This is a genomic window from Cronbergia sp. UHCC 0137, assembly GCF_034932285.1.
Lineage (GTDB): Bacteria > Cyanobacteriota > Cyanobacteriia > Cyanobacteriales > Nostocaceae > Cronbergia.
In genome coordinates, this window is record NZ_JAYGHC010000008.1 from 74772 (window position 1) to 96662 (window position 21891).

Here is a 21891-nt window from a genome sequence, read left to right on the forward strand (position 1 = left end):
AGGCTATTTTAGAGGATATTTAGTTAAATCTTCAAGGTATTCAAAAACCCTCTAACTCCCTGCCCCCTGCGCTTAAAGTTTCCTGGTATATATGCTACAGCTTTTAACTACTGTATTTGTAATTATTTTAGGTTCAGCACTTTGTTCTAGTATAGAAACGGCACTTTTTTCTGTTTCAACGCTGAGAGTTCGACAATTAGCACAATTAAAAAACCCTTCGGCAGTTGCGCTGTTAGCGATTCGTGAAAACATGAATCGACCTATTGCCACGATTGTTATCCTCAACAATATTTTCAATATCATTGGTAGTATTCTTACAGGTAGTATTGCTACTCAAGTATTAGGAGATCAGTGGCTTGGTGTATTTTCAGGGATATTAACATTCCTAATTATTATCTTTGGAGAAATTATCCCCAAAACCATTGGAGAGCGTTATTGTGAACAGATTGCCATACTTGCAGCTATACCGATTACTGGGATTTCTATTGTTTTTATTCCCTTGGTTTGGATTTTAGAAAATGTGACTGCACCCTTTTCTAGAGGCAGAAAACGACCAACTACAAATGAGGCTGAAATCAAACTTTTAGCAAATATTGGTCAACAGGAAGGGATTATTGAAAGAGAAGAAGCGGAGATGATCCAGCGAGTGTTTAGATTAAATGATGTGACAGCGGCCGATTTAATGACACCCCAGATTATGATGACATATTTACGGGGCGATCGCACTCTTGCTGAAGCTAAATCTGACATTTTTGCCTCTCAACATACCCGAATCATTGTAATTGATGAATCTATTGACCAAGTAACCGGATTTGCCCTCAAAGAAACTTTATTAACAGCAATGATTGAGGGAAGTCATGAAGAAAAAATTGCTAATTTAAGTCGCAAAGTTCGCTTTGTCCCAGAAATAATTAGAGCAGATAAACTACTTAAAACTTTTATAGAAGTTCGTGAACATCTAGCAGTAGTCGTAGACGAATATGGGAGTGTTGCTGGTGTGATTACCTTAGAAGATGTTCTGGAGGTAATCACTGGTGAAATTGTCGATGAAACTGATAGAACTGTTGATTTACAAGAAATTGCTCGCAAAAAACGCGAAAGAATGTTGCAGTCTATGAATATGATCAATCAATCATAAACTTTCGTTAGGGCTAGGAGTCAGGAGTCAGGAGTCAGGAGTCAGGAGTCAGGAGTCAGGAGTCAGGAGGAAGAATTAGAAGAAGAGAAGAATAGACTTCTTGTAAAAGTCTTAATTTTCAAATTCTTCTTTGCGTCTTTGCGCCTTTGCGTGAGCTTTTCAAGAATATTCTTGGCAACACCAAAGTATTTATGCAAGAGGTCTAATATAGTTGAATTTGGTGAAGTGATTCCCGGTATATGACACCCCCAGATCCCCCTAAATCCCCCTTAGAAAGGGGGACTCCATGGAAAATCTCTAGATTCTTTTAAGGTACATCAATGGGAATCAGCGAATTTTCTGGCAAATAGCTAGAAAAACACCCTTCATTGGCAAAAGCTAAAATCAGCCGCAGAGAATAATCTGGAGAAACTTGTAAATCAGCCCAAGGGATTGCTACCTCCAAACAAGTATTTAAACCGACTTGAGCGCGACTACAACGGGGTAGCCATTGATAACTGTCTCCAGCTTCTCGGAACTGAATTGATTGGGTGGCTAAATTAATTTCTAAATGATGGTGATAGAGATAATTAAGTGGGGCGTGGTCTGGAACTTCTGCTAAAGGAATTGGACTATTAACCATCGTTTTGTCTGGATAATACCAAAGTAAATTCAACTCTGTTGGTAAATCCTGTTCTATAACAATACCAGATTTAAAATCCACCCGCAGATAAAAATTAAGGTGATCTACCCCATACCAAAGACGCTGGATTAAACTGCTATTGTGCATTGTCCCCCGTGCGCCACCAATTTCTATCCGTCCAGCCTTATCCCAGTCTTGCTCATCACCCTTACCATCAATAATAGGATGAATAAACCCTTCTGGACGATGATCTGAGCGTGCGGCATGGATTTCTAGGGGATTTCTCAAATATGCAGGGATGGGTTCATTTAAGGCTTTATAGATGCCATACAGATGTTCTCGAAATAATTGGTCAAAAATGGCATCTTGATTAGAAGAATGTCCTTCACCAAACCACCAAAACCAATCAGAACCTTCAGCCGCATATAAAGCTTCCCAAGCGGCGGGGTTATTTTCTTCGGTTGCTTCAGGATGACTAGCTAAAACTTCTCTGGCTTTTGTTAGGTAGTCCCAAGCCCGATTTTTAACAGGATCACCGATCCAAGTGGTAAAACTACCATCTACCCAGGAACCGCTATGTAGTTGTTCTGCGGGGATAGTGGCTGTGGCGGGAAATTTATCTAGGAACTCGGAGACGGTGACAAGTTGGAGATGGGGTTCGTGACTGAGACTTTGATATAAGGCTTCTAGGAAAGGTTTACCGTCTTGGGGATAAAATTCCCAGCAATTCTCGCCATCTAAGGCAATTGTAACTAACCAAGGTTCTTCACTGGGGTGTTCTCTTTGCATTTTAGCGATCGCTTGCAAATGTCCCACTAAATCTGCTGCTGCTTGTTTAGGCTGCATGGACCCATAAGTAAAGCCGATTAAATCTGATAATCTATGGTCACGGAAGACAATGGCCAAATCACCAGCCGGCGTTTCTAAACGATAGGGACGATATAAAAGCTGTGGTTCTTCCACATTCCCGGCCCCATCTCGATGAAAAAAGTGTTTCAGTGTCCAACCTAATACCGCTTCATCTGAGCAAATCCAATTAAACCCTTGTTTAACAATATAGGGCAAAATTTCTGGACTCACGGACTGTTCGGAAGGCCACAAACCACGGGGATCTTGATCAAAACGGTCTTTATATAAATCCCAAGATTTCTGTAAATGACGGGGAATATCTTCCGACCATTGAAAGCGATACTTAGGCAGTGTCATTTGGGGAACTGCTACCCGGCCAGCATTGGTATCTGCTAACAGTGGTAAAATCGGGTGAGTGTAGGGGGTGGTGGTGACTTCTAGCTGTCCCGTCTTTTGCATTTTCCGGTGTTGGGGGATAATGCGACCGAGAATTTCGCGCTGTTTAGAGTATATCCGTTGGCGATCGCTTAAAGTAAAATTCCGTCCCTGTTTTAACCAAGTGGCAATTTCTGGATCATCCCAAAATAGCGGATCAATCCAGGCTAAATTATGCCAAGCTAGTAAATCACCATAATCTGATAATTGCCAATTTTCTAAACACCAAGCCTCCCCTTGCTCCTGTTTTTGGTAGTACAACTCCGCATAGCGGGGATGGGGATCAATTAGCGTATGGTGATTAGCATCAAAAAAATGTTGAATAATAAATTCTTGTTGTTCCTGAGTTAGCTTTTCTGTAGGTGTCAAGGTGGCTGTCAGGTATGGATCAAAAGCGGTACCCGCAATATAATCTTCTAGTTGCAAGATCAACGATGGGACTAGATTTACGGTTTGGTGCAACTTGGGATATTTTTCCAACAGCAAGATTAAATCCAGATAATCTTTAGTACCATGTAACCGTACCCAAGGCAAGCGATACTGCTGGCTGAGGGAAGAAGAAATCCCACTACCAGGAGACTTGTACAAAGGTTGGTGTTGATGCCAAATAAAGGCCACGTAGAGAGGATGAGGCATAGGTGATGAGGAATTGGTGATTTAGAATATTGAATCATGAATGATCACAATTCAATTCTGGCATTGAGTATAGAGTAATCACTTTTGCCAATTCTAGTTATCTAGGGGTGGAGTTTACCCACCCCCGCTTAATTTCTACACAACTTGTTCGATTTCGGCTATTTCAGGAATCATTTCCTTCAAACGACGTTCAATCCCCATTCTTAATGTCATCGCTGAACTGGGACAAGAACCACAAGCACCTTGTAACCGCAACTTGACAATAGGACCATCTAGTTCTACAAGTTCTACGTTACCGCCATCCGACATCAAATAAGGACGCATTTCGTCTAATACAGTTTCAACGTTGTCAATTGTCAGTTCCATAGTTTTAGACCTGCTAAGTTAAAGAAGTTTGTGAAAATTAGGAGTCTTATCCAAAAATAGCTAAAATTTGGTTTTATTGCTTGCTTAATTTAACCTTACCGATACCAAACTGCTGAAAATGCACTTTAAATTCCCGATTTCTTTCACAGATACTAGAAATAGTATAGCAGTTGACTATTGCCCGTTGTCCCTTCCCAGTTACCTGTTGCATATAAGCAAAATTTTATGAATACCAACGGAAAATATCTCTTATCTTTTATACTAGCGATCGCCTTCTTTGCCAGTCTTACCAGTTGTGCTTCTAATGATACATCTGACAATGTTGTTACTGAAACACCAACTCCCACAGTAACTAACAATCCACCAACTCCAACTCCTAGCCAAAACCCTACCATTGCTCAACTAAGGGCTAAGTCTGCTAATACAGATTCCCCTGATGATCAGACTGTAGCTGCTATTTCTGGCAAAAAAATAGATGTCACCCTATACACAAGTGATGATCAATGTCAAGAATTAATCCCTGAAAAAGTTTCAGTTTCTTCTGAGCAACCGATGACAGAAGCAATCAGTAAAATTGTTGAACAACAAAATACAACTGATTTAAGCCTATCTGGTTATCGTATCAACGTTAATAATACTGTTGCTACAGTAGATTTACGAATCGCTCCTGAATCAAAGCGGCAAGTAGCATCTCTGTCTAGTTGTGAACAATTTGCTCTATTTGGTAGCCTTCGCAAAACCCTGATTAGTAACGCCGAATGGAAAATTAAAGAGGTGCGTTTTACTGATCGCGGTAAAGAAATTGCCTTTTGATCGAATACACAGTATATAAATTTACGTCGGACAAAATTAAGCTAAAAGAACTTTAAAAAATCAAAAAATAAGGTATCATATTCAACAGGCAAAATCTTTTTATTGCCCTATTAGCGAAACAAAAGTCATGAAAACAAAAATCCTTGGTTTGGCTCTGATGTTAAGTTTGGCGGCTGTTCTCGGAGCTTGTGATGGTGGTGGCGGCGCTCCTGCTGATACCACTGCGACTCCTGCTACAACACCCGCTGGTGAACCTGCTGATACAGGTGCTACCCCTGCAACAACTCCATAACTAGAGAGAGAACGGCGCTCCTCACTAGATCGTTCTCTCTTTATTCAATTGGTTTCAATCTGTGGTAACGGTACTCTCTCAGTGAGAGTGCTAAAATTTATTAAGTAGTCGGAGAAAATTAAATTCATTCGTTGAGAGAGGGAACAGGAAGGATCAGGGAACAGGAAAATCAGTTGTGTAATTAATTCTGTCTCATTACTTATCAAGGTAGCTTTATGTTGCTACGGCAATTTAGTACATCTCATTATTGTCGTAAAGCTCGGTTAGCACTGGGTTATAAACAAATTAACTATCGGTGCGAAAATTTGACTCCTGGATTGCATATTCTCAAAGTTAAGCCACTAACTGGATTGACAACCTTGCCTGTTTTGTTACCCCAAATGGAGGGACAACCGGAGGCCATCGCTGACTCAACGGAAATCATCAAATTTTTGGAAGCCTATCAACCAGAGCCAAAGTTGTTTTTGTCGAACCACGAACAGCAAACCCACGCCTGGATGTTAGAAGACTGGTTAGACGAAAGCATAGGTACAGCCACAAGATTTGTATATTATCAGTTTCGTGCTGGTGAAGGCAAGGAAATCGACCCCTCACTATTGAGTCAAGTTGTCATTGGAGTAGTGAGAAAACAGTACAACATCAACAATGCTACCGTCAAATTAGCTACCAATCGGTTAGCCAATGCTTTGGTAGAATTATCTATAAGCTGGCAAAAAAGCCAGTATTTAGTAGGCGATCGTTTAAGTGTAGCTGATATTACGGCCGCCGCCTTACTCAGTCCTCTAGCACTGATTCCCCATTATCATCAAGAATATCCTTGGCTGTTTGAAAGAATTGTGGAAATCCATCAAATATGCGGCGAAGAATTACCACCCGGACTTGAATCACGGATTTAATGGATTACACTGATGACACGGATTTGAAGATGATCCAATCACCAATCACCAATCACCAATCACCAATTACCAATTACCAATCCCCAATCCCCAATCCCCTGTTACCCATGAAATATTTAAGATATTTAGTTTTGAGTATTAGTGTTAGTATTTTAGTAGCTTTAACTGGCAACGGAGGGAAAGCAGTTGGGGCATTACCGCCACCAGAAGATATACCAGAAGAAATATTGCGAACACAGATTATCACAGAAGCGCGATCGCCCATAGATGGCAAACGTGTAACTGCTGCCCAATATGCCCAACTACAAGCACAACTACAAACAAGTCCACCACCAACCCTCAGTTCACCCATCAGAGAACAAGTGTTCCTCCTGCGGATACGGAGATTTTTGCTACAATTTTTACCATTTTTAGATATATGAGCATCCAGCGAAACTTTAACCATAAAATTATTAGTTATTCTAATTATTCAGTCTCAAGCCCAAAATTCCTACCTAGTCTAACTCTGAAGATAATCAACACTCATTCTGAAGTAATATGACATAGGCGACAAAAGTGCAAATAAATGTAAAGAATATATATAGATAAAAAAGTAGATTTAGTTAATCACCATATTTCGCGTAGGTAGCTTCATGTCCATGACCACGATCGCGCCTGAACAGGTTAATCGCATCATCGGGAATCAACATCACGATCCCTTTGAAGTGCTGGGTTCACATCTCATCGAACAAAATGGTAAAACTGTCTGGGCTGTGCGAGCCTACCTACCAAATGCTAGTGCAGCATGGGTAGTAGTTCCCGAAGAACGGAAAGAATATCCAATGGAAACAGTGCATCATCCCCACTTTTTTGAATGCACAATCGAAACAGCCGAACTAAAAAACTACCAGCTACGAATCAAAGAAGGGGAACACGAACTGGTCATTTACGACCCTTACGCCTTCCGTTCCCCCAACTTGACCGATTTTGACCTGCATTTATTTTCCGAAGGCAATCATCACCGCATTTACGAAAAACTAGGAGCCCACGCCACAGAAATAGAAGGCGTGAAAGGCGTTTATTTTGCTGTTTGGGCTCCCAACGCCCGTAACGTTTCCCTGTTAGGAGACTTCAACCTCTGGGATGGACGCAAACACCAGATGCGGAAAGGACACACCGGAGTTTGGGAATTATTTATCCCAGAAATCGGCGTAGGAGAGCATTATAAATATGAAATCAAAAATTTTGAAGGACACATTTACGAAAAGTCCGATCCCTTTGGTTTCCAGCAAGAACCACGCCCCAAAACAGCATCCATTGTCACCGACTTAAATACCTACAAATGGACCGACGAAGACTGGATGGAAAAACGGCGACACAGTGACCCCCTCGCCCAACCAGTTTCCGTCTATGAAGTCCATTTAGGCTCTTGGTTACACGCTTCCAGTTCCGAACCAGCCAAACTACCCAACGGAGAAACAGAAGCCGTAGTTATCGTCTCAGAGTTAAATCCTGGCGCACGATTTCTTACCTATCGAGAATTAGCAGACAGACTCATTCCCTATGTCAAAGGGTTAGGCTATACCCATCTGGAATTGCTACCTATTGCAGAACATCCCTTTGATGGTTCATGGGGTTATCAAGTCACTGGTTACTATGCCCCCACCTCCCGTTTTGGCACACCAGACGACTTCATGTATTTTGTTGACCAATGCCACAAAAACGAAATTGGTGTAATCGTCGATTGGGTTCCCGGTCACTTTCCCAAGGATGGCCATGGTTTAGCCTTTTTTGATGGTAGTCACCTATACGAACACGCAGACCCGCGCAAAGGGGAACACAAAGAATGGGGTACCTTAGTATTTAACTACAATCGCCACGAAGTCAGGAACTTTTTGGTAGCTAACGCCCTATTTTGGTTTGATAAATACCATATTGACGGAATCCGCGTTGATGCTGTGGCTTCCATGCTTTACCTCGATTATTGTCGCAAACCAGGGGAATGGTTGCCCAATCAACACGGTGGTAGAGAAAATTTAGAGGCTGCGGATTTTTTACGTCAAGTAAATCACATCATTTTCAGCTATTTTCCTGGTATTCTTTCTATTGCGGAAGAATCTACTTCTTGGCCAATGGTATCTTGGCCTACTTACACAGGTGGACTCGGCTTTAACTTGAAGTGGAATATGGGCTGGATGCACGATATGCTGGATTACTTCAGCATGGATCCCTGGTTCCGTCAGTTCCACCAGAATAATATTACCTTTAGTATGTGGTATAACCACAGCGAAAACTTCATGTTGGCACTGTCCCATGATGAAGTGGTGCATGGCAAGAGTAACATAATTGGCAAAATGCCTGGGGATAGATGGCAGAAACTCGCTAATATTCGTTGTTTGTTTGCCTATATGTTTGCACATCCCGGCAAGAAAACCATGTTTATGAGCATGGAGTTTGGTCAATGGAGTGAGTGGAACGTCTGGGCTGATTTGGAATGGCATTTATTCCAGCACGAACCCCACCAGCAATTAAAAGATTTTTTCCAAGCTCTTAATTATCTTTACCGTTCTGAACCTGCTTTATACACCCAAGATTTTGCGCGGGAAGGGTTTGATTGGATTGATTGTAGCGATAACCGTCATAGTGTGGTTTCTTTTATCCGTCGGGAGAAGGATTCAGAGAATTTTGTGGTTGTAGTTTGTAATTTCACACCTCAACCCCATTCTCACTACCGCATTGGTGTTCCTGAAGCGGGTTTTTATACCGAAATGTTCAATAGTGATGCTCGTCAGTATGGCGGTAGCAATATGGGCAATTTAGGCGGTAAATGGACTGATGACTGGTCTTTACACAATCGTCCTTATTCCCTAGATTTATGTCTTCCACCTTTGGGTGTGTTGATTCTCAAGTTGGACAAGAATAAGACAACAGCCGTGATTGAATAATAGTTTAGGGTGGGCAATGCTCACCCTTGAAACTGGGTATTAAGGTTATTTTTTACAGTTTGATAGAAATTCTAGCAGTTTTACTCAAGAATGTAGCGATCGCTTCCAGGTTGGCAATAGTTATGTAATGGGTAAATAATGAAGATTTGCGGGAGTTTATCCGCTATATTATTTTCAACAGTTTAGTTATAATTGAATTAGGTGATTGAATTACCCAAAAACCTGAAACTGCACAGGGAAATCACTCAAAATTATAAGATAATCAAGGTGAAAAATATGGTTAATGTAATCCGAGGTGATGTAAATAATAAACCAGTTGCATCTAGAAGACTTGCTAATTACTTTGAAAGCAAACGCGATATTACTGGCAGTTTATATCTAGGATATCCAATCATAGGTACTTCTCAAGGAGGTTATCCAATTGATGCGCTTTTAGTATCGAAAGAGTATGGGGTAGTGATTTTTAATATTATTGAAGGCTCCCAAACAGATATAAATATAATACAACAAGCACAGGATGAAAGTTTCAATAAGCTTGAATCTAAACTCAAAGGAAATACACATCTGACCAAAGGAAGGAAACTAATGGTGGATATAGGTGTAGTCACATTTGCACCTGCTTTGAAGCTAAATGATATTTCAGAAGATTATATAGTAGTAACTAATGAACATGATCTAGAAGAAAATTTAAATTCTCTACATTGGGAATCTAGTGAATATTTTGAACATCTTAACTCAGTTATACAAGCTATAACTACTATTAGAAAGAGAAACCAGCGTAATTATGTTAAACGAGAAGATTCAAGAGGGGCAAAACTCAAGAAACTTGAAGATTCTATTGCTAATTTAGATCATGATCAAAGTGCGGCTGTTATTGAAACTGTTGAAGGTGTCCAGAGGATTAGAGGTCTTGCTGGTTCAGGTAAAACTATAGTGTTGGCTCTTAAAGTTGCATATTTACACGCAAAACATCCTGATTGGAATATTGCTGTTACCTTTAATACTCGTTCATTAAAAAATCAATTTAAGCACTTTATAAACACTTTTGCTATTGAGCAAATAGGTGAAGAACCCAATTGGGAAAAAGTTAAAATCATTCATGCTTGGGGAAGTCCTTCAATGGAAGGAATTTATTACGAAATATGTAAAAAGCATAATATTGAATTTAGAGACCTAGATGCAGCTAAAAGAATAAAAATTGCTAATATATATGGTCAAGAATTTGATACAGTTTGTGAAGAAGCACTTAATAAAATTAACATCTTTGAGCAGTATTATGATGCAATATTGATTGATGAAGCCCAAGATTTTTCCAAATACTTTCTACAACTTTGTTATAACATCTTAAAGCAACCTAAAAGATTAATTTATGCTTATGATGAATTACAAAGTCTTAACAATAAAACAATGGAGTCACCAACAGAAATTTTTGGAAATGATACTTATGGTAATCCCTATGTTAAGCTTAAAAACAGATCTGGAGAACCAAAACAGGATATTATTTTAGAGAAATGTTATAGAAATTCTCGTCCACTTCTAACATCTGCCCACGCATTGGGCTTCGGAATATATAGGAAAGAGGGATTAATCCAGATGTTTGATAATGCAGCATTATGGAGAGATATTGGTTATCAAAGTGAAGAAGGAATTTTAGAAGATGGAAAACCTGTAAAACTTGCTAGAAATGAAAATACTAGTCCGAAATTTCTAGAAGCTCACTCACATATTGATGACTTAATTATATTTAAATCCTTTAATAATAACCACGAGCAAATGGAATGGCTCGTAAAGGAAATAGAGAAAAATATTAAAGAAGATGAATTAAAGTACAATGATATAATGATTATTCACTGTACCCCTCGTACGACTCGTAGTGCTGTTGGAATTCCTAGAGCTTTATTGCAAAACAGAGGAATTAACTCTAAACTGGCTGGAGTAGCAAGTTCACCAGATGATTTCTTTAGTGATGAAGAAGTCACTTTCACAGGAATCTATAGAGCAAAGGGAAATGAAGCTGCAATGGTATATGTTATAAATGCTCATGAATGCTTCTCTGGGTCAGAACTTGCCAGAAAGAGAAATATTTTATTTACTGCTATCACAAGAAGCAAAGCCTGGATCAGAGTATTAGGTTACGGTGAAGATATGACAGGTTTAGTAGAAGAATTTAAAGAAGTTAAAGATAGAAACTTTGTTCTCCAATTCACCTATCCCACAGAAGATGAACGAATAAAAATGAATATTATCAATAGAGATAGAAGTCCTCAAGAACGTGAACGTATAGAGATGATGAATGTGAAAGACTTACTTCAAGATGTTGAAAATGGTAGAATACGCAAAGAAGATTTACCACAAGAATTAATACAAAAATTCAAAAGATTATCTACTTAAAAATGGCCAGTCATCAAATAATTTTTAAAGAAATTCAGATAATTACTCAAAAATTAATAGAAAAGAGTTTGTGTGATCAACAAAATTTTCCTTCTTTTACAACTGTTGGTAAAGATAGTTACGAAATTGCATATTCCGGTATGCAGGATCTTTCAATAGCATTAAAGAATATTGAGTATAAGCAAATATATCAGGAATTAGATAAGGGTAAAAACTACAATTTCAAAATGATTGATGGTGCATTAATACAACTTTTGTACACTTATAAAAATTCTGAATTGATTTCACATAGACTTGCTTTTTTACCATCACCATTTTTAGAAGATTTTCAAAATAATCCTGAAATTTATGAAACAGAGGAAATATATGGAGATATAATAGCAAAAAATATATTACCAGTACCAATTAGATTTGATTATGATCCAGGAAACCATAAGGAATTAGATCACCCAAAATGCCATTTAACTCTAGGACAATTTGAAAACTGTAGAATACCTGTCTGTTCTCCAATTTCACCGAGTAATTTTATCTCCTTTATTCTTCGTAGTTTCTACAATACTGCGTTTAAAAAGTTCACAGATGATCTTGTTTTTTCTAGCAACCTTTTTGAGGAAACTATCACTTCTAAAGAAAAGAAAATATTACACGTAGCTATTTATTGATAATTAGTCATTATTAGATTGAGATTCAGAAGCTTTAGAAAGATTGATAGGAGAAATATCACATTTATTCAGCTATTTGCATAAGATAAGTGATTTGGGGCAAAATTTCATGTAAAAAACTTATTCCATAATCTCTATTCCCTATTCAATCTTGTAATTCAGCAAAACTTACATAGGACTATATTCAGGAATGCCGACTATGGAATAAATTTTAGTTTTCACTTGCCAATCTTTACTCAAACGGGAATTTGAATAGTTTAAGTTAATAATTGGTTGCTAATTCTTGCTCTAATTTTAGCAATGCAGACACACGTGCGTCAGTTGCAGGGTGAGTAGAGAATAAGTTACCTAAAAATTGGCCAGAAATTGGATGAATAATTAACAATGGTTCAAACGCTGGATTAGCATTTAAAGGCATTTGCTTGGCTGTGGCTTCTAATCTTTGCAATGCCTTAGCTAAAGCGCGGGGATTTCGTGTTAATTTAGCAGCGCCAGCGTCAGCAGAAAATTCTCTAGTCCGAGAAATTGCTAGTTGAATAATTGTCGCCGCTATGGGTGCAAGGATAACAGTTAATAATACTCCCAAAGGATTTCCACCTCTTTCATTATCCCGTGAACCACCACCAAACCAGAGACTATAACTCAACATTTGGGCGAGAAAAGAAATCGCACCGGCAACTGTGGCTGCAACAGCTTGTGTTAAGGTATCACGATTAATAATGTGGGTAAGTTCGTGGGCAATTACGCCTTCTAGTTCGTCTTCTGGTAGAATGTTTAAAATACCCTCAGTTACCGCAACCGCAGCGTGTTCTGGATCTCTTCCCGTGGCGAAAGCGTTGGCAGCTTGACCTGGAACAATATAAACTCCTGGCATGGGAATATTAGCACGGGCAGATAATCTTTGCACCATGCGATAAAGTCCCGGTGCTTGGGTTTCGCTAACTGGTTGGGCTTGATAAACTGCTAAGGCAATTTTATCTGACTGATACCAAGAAAATAAGTTAGTGACTGCCGCTAACCCAATCCCTATCATTAAACCACCAGTTCCACCAATTACCCAGTAACTAATTGCAATCAATAAGCCACTGAGTGCAGCGAGTAATGCAGTAGTTTTCAGTTGATTACCCATAATTTCCATCTCCTACTAACAATATATTAATTTTTGTAACATTTGGTAGACAATGGCGTTAATTTAGCAATGCTTTGATTGTATCGAGTTCGACTTTGAGTTACAGTGCTGAAAACCTGTTGAAGAAGTACGGTTTTCCTGCTGGTAATTGGGAAAAATGATATAGTTTAGCTATTAATGGCGATGGGACTCGCCAAAACCGCCTTTTGATAGGCTGATAGTTCCTACTTTTCCGACTGACTGCGGGAGAGTAGGGCTTTGGTAAAAGTATCACCTAACTCCCCTGTAGAAAGTATCTATCGACAAATTGCACTTCCAGGAGTTAGGAATGTTATTCAGTATAATTTGGATGTTACTGATGGGCTTTTTCGCTGGTCAAATTGCTCGTCGTTTAGGCGCACCCCCGTTAATTGGGATGATTTTAGTGGGGATTGTATTTGGCTCGCAAATGGGGAATATCATTAGTGCAGATGTGTTAAATGCTGCCGATGAATTGAGAACTGTGGCGGTGATGATTATTTTGATGAAGGCCGGACTGGGCTTAGATAGAGAAAAACTAGCTCAACAGGGGACTGTGGCATTAAGGTTAGGATTTTTACCAGCAACTACGGAAGCGATCGCGATCGCTCTTTCTGCTATGGTAATCTTTCATTTAAACTTCCCTACCGGACTACTTTTAGGTTGTGTAATTGGTGCAGAATCTCCAGCAGTAATTGTCCCCGCTATGCTGAGACTCAAAAGTTTAGGCTGGGGTGTGAACAAAGGCATTCCTGATGCAATTTTAACTGGTAGTGCTTTATCTGATGTTCTCCTATTATTAGTTTTTAGTTTATTATTGAGTTTCTTAAAAACAGGAGGTTTTGCATTTACCGCACTGCAATTATTACCATTACAAATTATCTTGCAAATAAGTCTGGGAATATTATTTGGCTATTTAACTGCTAAATTATTGGTTTCACTATTAACTGAACAAAATTGGACTCAAAATGCAGTTCAAGATACAATTATATCGGCAAGTGTAGCCTTATTTTTGGTAATTTCTGCCCAGATTCTACCATATTTTTCTGGTTATTTGGCAACAATGGCTATGGGATTTTTCTTGATAGAATTAGATGCTCCCTTAGCTAGAAGATTGCGGGGGGGATTTGATAGTTTATGGGTGGTAGCTGAGATTTTTTTGTTTGTGTTATTGGGGGCAAATATTCAACTTCAAGTATTAGAAAAAGTTCTATTACCGGGGATCTTAATTCTAGCTATTGGTTTATTTATGGGTCGAACAGTGGGCTGGTATCTTGCCACTTTGGGTAGCAATTGGAATTGGCGCGAAAAACTGTTTTTATTACCAGGAAACTCCGCTAAAGCCACAGTACAAGCGGCTATTGGGGGGATTCCCTTGGCGCAAGGGATACCGGGAGGAGATATAATATTAGCGATCGCTGCCCTCTCAATTTTAATCACCGCACCTTTAGGCGCGTGGGCTACGGTCACTTTTGCCCCTAAATTATTAGAAAGAGGAGAAGTTGACCCCACAAAGGTGACGGTTATTACTAATACATTACTCCTAGCTGCTGTAGATACCTCTAATTTAGCTACAGAGGTGTTGACAAAAGTGGCAGATTTAGCTAGAAGAAATAATGGAGAAGTAATTGTTATGCACGTAGTTAATACTAACGAAAACCATGGTGAAGCCAAACTTCGAGAACAAGCCAAACAGTTATTATCAGATATTAGATATGAATTTTTGACCACAACAGGGGTGATTCCAGAAGAGATCATCCGCATTGCACAGGAATATGACGTGAGTGCGATCGTTATGGGAAAACGCGGACATCAACCTTGGGACAAAGTATTAATTGGTTCAGTTTCACAAGCAGTTTTGGAAGCTAGTTCTATTCCCGTAATTTTGCTAGAAAATCGTCAAAACAATACTTAATCAACTACCCTAACTCGTTGTTACTGGCCAAACCAGATTCCCATACACTTGATTATGATTGAGAATTGCTATATTGTACTGGATACTTTCAATCACAGCATAAAATAAAATAATGGGTTTTGATTATTTTAGATACAACGAAAACACTTCCAACAATAATAACCGTCAAAACTTACTCACTACTGGTTGGCGACCATTTAATCGAGACTTTGATTGGAACTATTTTCAGCAAATTCTATTAAATGATACTCAGGAACTAACTCAAAAAAGTATTAATTTAGCGAGTTATTATGCTGATGCCTTAGCCAGAAAAGATTATGCTTGGTGGGCAAATGTTTTAAATTTAGCATCAGATTATACTCGTGGTGAATTACAGAAATTCTGGAATTACATTACGCCCGATCTAAACACACCAGATAATCGCTACAAAGAAATTTTGAGTACAGAAATTCCTATTGTCCAACTTGTCAGTCGCAACAGCATTCCCATTGATTATGTTTTAAACCTGTTGCAAGAAATGACCGTCTTGCGAGTTTTAAAAATATTAGAAACCCCTGACATTATTACTCAATATTACTTAGAAAGAGATTTCTATTTTCCAGTAGAGAAATTTATTAGCTGGGAACGATTAGATGTGATCAATACTGTTTATGCTTACTGGGCTAAACATGACATTTGGTTACAAATTGATGCCTACGAACGCAGTCGGCGACAATACACTTTAATGGCACAAAATCTTAACCCCTTAATTAATAAAGCCACTTATGATTTAGCCGTAATGTTGAGTGGATATCAGAGTCGTGTCGGTAAGGTTCATAGTCAGTTTTCGCTGCGGACATTTCCCCCAAATATTCAAGACTTTACTGATACAGTTCAGCAAGTCATTCTTAATCAACATCAATTAGCAGTGGTGGTACATGGAGAACCAGGTACAGGTAAAACCGCATGGACGCAAGCAGTAGCTAAGGAAATACTTGTTCCTTTGGGTTATGTAATTTTTATTCTAGATCATGATGCGATTACTAACTTTGTTCCTCCTAATTATTTAGAACGAATTTGCATTATTATCAACGAAGCTGATAACTTAGCCCAAGATCGAGCGTCAGAAGTAGCACAATATAATAATAAAACAGAACATATTTTGGGTTTATTAGATGGCACTTTGTACCAGAGTGTAATTGATGAATCGGGAATGCAGATTAAACAGCGTTTAGTTGTGTTGATGACGTGCAATACTACAGAAAGATTAGATCCGGCTATGTTGCGTAAGGGACGGGTAGATTTAATTTGTGAGTTTACACAGCGATTTGTTTAGCGGAATGTTTGATTTACCTTCCCTGTTTTCTGTTGTCAGTATCTTAGTAGAAAGTATGGAAAAAGCCTATTCTGATGCTCATAAGATTGCAATTAGGAAACACGGAATAGGGTAAAGAGACAATATTTTGTAAAAAGGGGGGAGCTTACTTTAATCCCCCTTTTTTGTGAACAAAACTGGCGTTGCATAATTTAGGTATGAATTTAGAGACGTTCCATGAAAAGTCTCTACAAGGGTTTTGACATTACACAAAATCATTTTCATAGATGAATCAGCAACGCCGCAAAACTATGATTTTAAACTTGAACTGCTAGTTTTGCTTCCTTGGCTGTTAGTTTCTCATAAGCAGCACGCATTTTTAAACCTGTCAGCACTTGGAATAAACCAGTTCCATTGTTAGAACCTGGATATTCACGGTGTTGAAGTAATAAATGAGTCATTTCACCTTGGTATGTGGTAGATGTATTGCTCAAATGGGTTTCGATGTAAATTACCTCTTCGAGATTGTCAAATTGACCATCTACTTCTAATACGGAAACGTAACGTCCGTAGTAAACATCAGAACCGTAGTACAATTGCATTCCAGGGTAAGAACAGGTGAGTTTACGTCCGCAGGGAGTCCATTGAATTGTTGACCCTTGATCAAACAGGTAGGTTGGCTCAAAGCCTTCTTTACCTTCCCGTTGCAGCATCCGCACTCGTAAAACTTTGCGTTCTGTATCGTTTTTTATCAAGTTTGTGGGTAATACTTGGAGAACTACATCCGCAAATTCTCTTTGAGGTTCTATAAACTTTTCAAAATCAGGTTTACGAGAATTTATTTGTGCTAAAACGTCTTCGTAGCGATGACCTCTTTCGGCCATGTCGCGTTGAATTTTCCAGGCAATTTTAACTTCATCGCTGATGTCAAAGTAAACGCTGAAATCAATTAGCGATCGCACTCGTTCATCATATAACGGATGTAATCCTTCAACCACTACAATGTGATTCGGTTCAATCCGTTCTGCTGGATCGATCATGCCGGTTTCGTGGTTATAAATCGGCTTATCAATTGCTTGACCTTCTTTGAGTGCCTTAATTTGCTCATACATCAAGTCAAAATTATTTGCTCTGGGGTCAAGCGCAGTGATTCCCGTTTCTTTTCTTTGTTTGCGATCTAGGCAATGATAGTCATCCAAACAGATCACTGTCATTAGGTCTTCGCCAAATAAATCAATTAACCGACGCAAAAATGTAGATTTACCACATCCAGAGTCTCCTGCTACTCCAATTAATACCACGCGTTCCGGCTTAGTCATAGTTTTCCTCTAAATACTCAAGATGACTCATCAATAAATTTTTCACACGGCAGATTCTTGAAGCTAGGAGTTTCCTTCTTTGGTTTTTCCCGCATTCTTTCTATCCAGCAGAAAACAGCATATTAGATTTTTGAAATAACAAGTGATACTTGTTACTCCTGAGACTAGCTGAAAATCCTGTGCTGGTAAGTATTTAATCTTAGTGGTACAATTGATTTTAACAGAAAGAGGTATTTTGTAACAAGATTTGCTGTTTATAATAATCTTTTGGTGTACTCAATAAGAGGGGACAGGTAATGGGTAATGGGTAATGGGTAATGGGTAATAAATTAATTATTCCTCCCCTGCGTCCCCTGCGTCCCCCCTGCCTCCTGACTCCTTCTGTGTATACAGTATTTAAAAAAAAGATTAAATTGATTCACTATTAACATTCTGCCAAAGACTTATCCTCTAAGTTAGAAGGTGAACAGGTGTGTTCTTTTCGCAATACCTATACTTCCTTGGCGAGTGTACCTAGCAAGGTATGATAGATCATAATGCCGTTTTCCCCAAACGGTCAGTTTTATGCAACGAAAATCCGGTAAACTAAAGCTGACATGGGATGGGAATTAATTTTTGAACGGTTAAGTAAATATCGGAGTGGTAGAGCGAATGAACAATCAAGGTGCTGTTGAGGGTGCTGCCAACATAGAATTAGGTAGCCGTATCTTCGTTTACGAAGTGGTGGGTCTGCGTCAGAGCGAAGAAACTGACCTAACGGACTATCCAATTCGTAAAAGTGGCAGTGTATTCATCAGAGTGCCTTACAACCGCATGAATCAAGAAATGCGACGGATCACTCGTCTAGGCGGCAAAATTGTCAGTATTCAACCTGTTTCGACTTTACAACCAGTAAATGGTAAGGTTGAAGGGAAGAATGCTAACAGCGATCGCGAAGCATCCACAATGGAAGTTAGCGAAGTAGTTGTACCTACTCAGGTGAGTGCTGACAGTGAGGGAAATGGTAAAGCCACACCTGTAAAAACGAATAGTGAAGCCCAAGGCTTTGCTAAACCACCGGCTGACGAACAGCTTAAAAAGAAGGATAAAAAGGGCAACACCATGTCTCAAGCCAAAGCCAAGCACGCTGATGTTCCTGTGAATACTTACCGTCCTAACGCGCCGTTCATGGGTAAGTGTATCTCTAATGAATCTTTAGTACAAGAAGGCGGAATTGGTATTGTTCAACACCTGAAATTTGATCTTTCTGGTGGAGACTTGAAGTATATAGAAGGCCAAAGTATCGGCATTATTCCCCCAGGTTTGGATAAAAACGGTAAACCTGAAAAACTCAGACTGTATTCAATTGCTTCAACTCGTCACGGTGATGATGTAGATGATAAAACCATCTCTCTTTGCGTCCGTCAGTTGGAGTATAAGCACCCAGAAAGCGGTGAAACAGTCTACGGTGTTTGCTCAACTTATTTGACTCAACTCCATGCTGGTGATGAAGTCAAAATCACTGGGCCTGTGGGTAAGGAAATGTTATTACCTGAAGATCCTACAGCTAATGTAATCATGTTAGCAACAGGTACAGGTATTGCACCAATGCGGGCTTACCTATGGCGGATGTTTAAGGATAATGAAAGAGCAGCTAATCCAGATTATCAGTTTAAAGGATTTGCTTGGTTGTTGTTTGGTGTACCAACCACTCCCAACATTCTTTACAAGCAAGAACTGGAAGAAATGACACAAAAGTATCCAGATAATTTCCGTCTCACCTATGCTATTAGCCGGGAACAACAAAATGCCCAAGGTGGCAGAATGTACATCCAAGACCGAGTGGCAGAAAACGCTGATGAATTGTGGTCATTGATTAAAGATGAAAAAACCCACACTTATATTTGCGGTTTGCGTGGAATGGAAGATGGCATTGATGCGGCTTTGAGTGGTGCTGCTGCTAAGGAAGGTGTAACTTGGAGTGCTTATCAGAAGGATCTGAAAAAAGCAGGCCGTTGGCACGTTGAAACATACTAATTAAGTCTAGGTGGAAGTCAAAAGCTTGCACTAAGAGCGGTGAAGGTGTCAAGAGTCAAAAAGCAGAAAATATCAGCTTGGCGATGATGGGCAATCATGCTTCCAGGGCTGATGAATTTCTACAATTGTGCCTACGAAAATTCAAAATTCAATACTTTTGTAGGCGGTTTTCTCTGGGGAAGGCCGCCTACACAGTTTTTTATGGGCGATTATATTAGAAGATATCTGCCAAAAAGTAAAATTTAACTCAGGAGACATGAGTGATGGAAGAGTTATTTCAACTGAAGGAATTTTTGTTAAATGGCAATATCCATGAAGCTTTGCTGCTAGTAGAGGAAATGACGGAAATGAGCAAGGATGATAAGCTAAATAAAATTTTTAGTTTTGCTAAAATCTTGCTGTTACATCTGATCAAACAAAAAGCAGAAAATCGCACAACCAGATCATGGAATCTTTCCATCAAGAATGCTATCAAAGAAATTCAGCGCACTAATCAACGACGTAAAGCTCAAGGATACTATTGTCAACCATCGGAATTGCGAGAAACCTTAGAAGATGCTTATGGTATCGCTTTAGATGCTGCTGCCAAAGAGGCCTTTGAAGGAAAATACGAATCGGAAAATTTAGGAACAATGGTTGATCGCAAGGCAATTATAGATCAGGCAATGGGTTTAATTTTGGATAATACTCAGGAGGGATGAATAATGGAAGAATTATTAGAACTGAAACAATTATTACTTGGTGGCAATATTCAATCAGCTTTGCTTTTGGTGGAGGAAATGACGGAAATGAGCAAGGATGATAAACTGAATAAAATCTCTAGTTTTGCCAAAATTCTCTTATTGCATTTAATCAAACGTCAAGCAGAAAAAAAAACAACCAGATCATGGGATGTTTCCATTGAAAATGCTGTGTATGAAATTCAAAAAACAAATCGTCGGCGTAAAGCAGGAGGTAATTATTTGCTAATGGAAGAATTACATGAGGCAATTAGTGATGCCTATCAAGTGGCTTTATCAAGTGCATCGGCTGAGGCTTTTGGTGGTTGTTATACAATGGAACAAATAGGAAATATGGTCGATCGCACGGCAATTATAGATCAGGCTATGAGTTTAATTTTGGGTAATAATCAGGAGGGATGAATAATGGAAGAATTATTAGAACTGAAACAATTATTGCTTGGTGGTAATATTCAATCAGCTTTGCTTTTGGTGGAGGAAATGACGGAAATGAGCAAAGATGACAAGCTGAACAAGATTTTTAGTTTTAGTGTTATTTTATTGGTGCATTTGATTAAACAGCACGCTGAAAAACGATCAACGAAATCTTGGGATACAACAATTAGGAATGTTGTGCGACAAATTAAACGCTCAAATAAACGGCGCAAAGCAAGTGGTAATTATCTCTCATCGGCGGAGTTATTAGAAACATTAGCAGATGCCTATAAATCCGCACTGGATGCGGCTGCACTAGAAGCTTTTGAAGGTCAATATGATGCAGAAAAATTGGGATCAATGGTCGATCGCACTGCAATTATAGATCAGGCTATGAGTTTAATTTTGGGTAATGTTGAATGAGCTAATAAAATACCAGTATTTTCAAATTTAACAACTTTAACCCTAATGTCCACTTACCCATAAAAAAAGCGGGCTAACCGCTTACTAGCTAGTTAACCCGTCGAGCTTTGGGAACGCACAGAGAAATTGTTATTGCAATACCAACTTAACGTTAGCGTTTTGCAGACCGCGCTGTTTTACTTCAGTCAAGGTCTTGTTAACAGCATATTTTTGGTTGATGGAGTTGATCAACTCGGTCTGATTGTGCTTCTTAGCAACGCCCCAGAGGTCAGCAATTAGGTCAAAAGAACCGTCACTGTTGCGAGACCAACCTAAATCGTATTCGCCTTCCAATACGGCAACGATGTCGGAACGAAGACGCTGACCATTGTAACCACGGACATCAGCTTCAGTCTTTACAGTGATACCCAGGTCGCGCAAAGAAGCCTTGAGGATTTCGGCATCGGTGATCTTGGTACGCAGTGTGCTAAAGTGAGACATTTGGGTTTCCTCCAGTGAGAAGTTTTATGAAGAATGACAACGGTTTGTTTGGTGGGAAGCCGCGTTAAATGGGAACGGCTTTTTTTCGTAACTGTTAGCTTTGTAGCTAACCTTTCCCC

At 39.2% G+C, this 21891-nt stretch carries 19 protein-coding genes and 1 riboswitch; of the genes, 14 read left to right on the forward strand and 5 right to left on the reverse strand.

All coding sequences use genetic code 11. The annotated features are described in order from the left end of the window. Positions 1-91 precede the first annotated feature (91 nt). The gene (locus tag VB711_RS05790; RefSeq protein WP_323284821.1) at positions 92-1138 is read left to right on the forward strand and encodes a hemolysin family protein; all 1047 of its coding nucleotides are present in this window, start codon (positions 92-94) and stop codon (positions 1136-1138) included. 307 nt (positions 1139-1445) lie between these two features. Here VB711_RS05790 and VB711_RS05795 read toward each other — a convergent pair whose 3' ends face one another. Then, complete coding sequence (locus VB711_RS05795; RefSeq protein WP_323284822.1) at positions 1446-3680, reverse strand: glycoside hydrolase; 2235 nt, start codon at positions 3678-3680, stop codon at positions 1446-1448. Between the two features lie 135 nt (positions 3681-3815). Then, positions 3816-4046, reverse strand: coding sequence for a NifU family protein (locus VB711_RS05800; RefSeq protein ID WP_069069965.1), 231 nt, complete (start codon positions 4044-4046; stop codon positions 3816-3818). 225 nt (positions 4047-4271) lie between these two features. Between VB711_RS05800 and VB711_RS05805 the strand changes: the two genes are divergently transcribed. From VB711_RS05805 to VB711_RS05835, 7 genes are all read left to right on the forward strand, one after another. Beyond that, positions 4272-4859 (forward strand): sporulation/spore germination protein, encoded by a 588-nt coding sequence (locus VB711_RS05805; protein WP_323284823.1) that lies wholly within the window; start codon positions 4272-4274, stop codon positions 4857-4859. 127 nt (positions 4860-4986) lie between these two features. After that, positions 4987-5151 carry a hypothetical protein gene (locus VB711_RS05810; protein WP_323284824.1) on the forward strand — a complete coding sequence of 55 codons (165 nt, stop codon included), beginning with the start codon at positions 4987-4989 and terminating at the stop codon, positions 5149-5151. A 215-nt stretch (positions 5152-5366) separates the two neighbouring features. Further along, positions 5367-6047 carry a glutathione S-transferase family protein gene (locus VB711_RS05815; RefSeq protein ID WP_323284825.1) on the forward strand — a complete coding sequence of 227 codons (681 nt, stop codon included), beginning with the start codon at positions 5367-5369 and terminating at the stop codon, positions 6045-6047. Positions 6048-6154: 107 nt separating this feature from the next. Further along, complete coding sequence (locus tag VB711_RS05820) at positions 6155-6469, forward strand: hypothetical protein (RefSeq protein WP_323284883.1); 315 nt, start codon at positions 6155-6157, stop codon at positions 6467-6469. Between the two features lie 210 nt (positions 6470-6679). Continuing rightward, positions 6680-8971 carry a 1,4-alpha-glucan branching enzyme gene (gene glgB / locus VB711_RS05825; RefSeq protein WP_323284826.1) on the forward strand — a complete coding sequence of 764 codons (2292 nt, stop codon included), beginning with the start codon at positions 6680-6682 and terminating at the stop codon, positions 8969-8971. Between the two features lie 276 nt (positions 8972-9247). Continuing rightward, positions 9248-11362: a DEAD/DEAH box helicase gene (locus VB711_RS05830; RefSeq protein ID WP_323284884.1), complete on the forward strand. Its 2115-nt coding sequence runs from the start codon at positions 9248-9250 to the stop codon at positions 11360-11362. A gap of 2 nt (positions 11363-11364) precedes the next feature. Then, complete coding sequence (locus tag VB711_RS05835) at positions 11365-12024, forward strand: DUF2290 domain-containing protein (RefSeq protein ID WP_323284827.1); 660 nt, start codon at positions 11365-11367, stop codon at positions 12022-12024. A 262-nt stretch (positions 12025-12286) separates the two neighbouring features. On the opposite strand, the gene VB711_RS05840 is transcribed toward VB711_RS05835, so the two are convergent. Further along, entirely contained in the window at positions 12287-13153 is an 867-nt protein-coding gene (locus tag VB711_RS05840) for a zinc metalloprotease HtpX (protein WP_323284828.1), read from the reverse strand. A gap of 170 nt (positions 13154-13323) precedes the next feature. Beyond that, positions 13324-13387: riboswitch (Fluoride riboswitch) on the forward strand. A 94-nt stretch (positions 13388-13481) separates the two neighbouring features. On the opposite strand from VB711_RS05840, the gene VB711_RS05845 reads away from it, so the two are divergent. Both VB711_RS05845 and VB711_RS05850 read left to right on the forward strand, forming a co-directional pair. After that, on the forward strand, positions 13482-15086 hold the full coding sequence (locus VB711_RS05845) for a cation:proton antiporter (protein ID WP_323284830.1): 1605 nt from the start codon (positions 13482-13484) through the stop codon (positions 15084-15086). Positions 15087-15198: 112 nt separating this feature from the next. Continuing rightward, a complete protein-coding gene (locus VB711_RS05850) occupies positions 15199-16401 on the forward strand; it encodes an AAA family ATPase (protein WP_323284831.1) in 1203 nt (400 codons plus the stop codon). Positions 16402-16697: 296 nt separating this feature from the next. Here VB711_RS05850 and VB711_RS05855 read toward each other — a convergent pair whose 3' ends face one another. Further along, positions 16698-17699, reverse strand: a complete 1002-nt coding sequence (locus VB711_RS05855) for a phosphoribulokinase (protein ID WP_323284832.1) — start codon at positions 17697-17699, stop codon at positions 16698-16700. A 651-nt stretch (positions 17700-18350) separates the two neighbouring features. Between VB711_RS05855 and petH the strand changes: the two genes are divergently transcribed. From petH to VB711_RS05875, 4 genes are all read left to right on the forward strand, one after another. Beyond that, a complete protein-coding gene (petH, locus tag VB711_RS05860) occupies positions 18351-19715 on the forward strand; it encodes a ferredoxin--NADP reductase (RefSeq protein ID WP_323284833.1) in 1365 nt (454 codons plus the stop codon). Between the two features lie 263 nt (positions 19716-19978). Further along, positions 19979-20416: a DUF29 family protein gene (locus VB711_RS05865; protein ID WP_323284834.1), complete on the forward strand. Its 438-nt coding sequence runs from the start codon at positions 19979-19981 to the stop codon at positions 20414-20416. A 3-nt stretch (positions 20417-20419) separates the two neighbouring features. Next, positions 20420-20857, forward strand: a complete 438-nt coding sequence (locus tag VB711_RS05870) for a DUF29 family protein (RefSeq protein ID WP_323284835.1) — start codon at positions 20420-20422, stop codon at positions 20855-20857. A gap of 3 nt (positions 20858-20860) precedes the next feature. Continuing rightward, complete coding sequence (locus tag VB711_RS05875) at positions 20861-21292, forward strand: DUF29 family protein (RefSeq protein ID WP_323284836.1); 432 nt, start codon at positions 20861-20863, stop codon at positions 21290-21292. A gap of 129 nt (positions 21293-21421) precedes the next feature. Here VB711_RS05875 and VB711_RS05880 read toward each other — a convergent pair whose 3' ends face one another. After that, positions 21422-21772 (reverse strand): DUF1257 domain-containing protein, encoded by a 351-nt coding sequence (locus VB711_RS05880; protein ID WP_323284838.1) that lies wholly within the window; start codon positions 21770-21772, stop codon positions 21422-21424. Positions 21773-21891 lie beyond the last annotated feature (119 nt).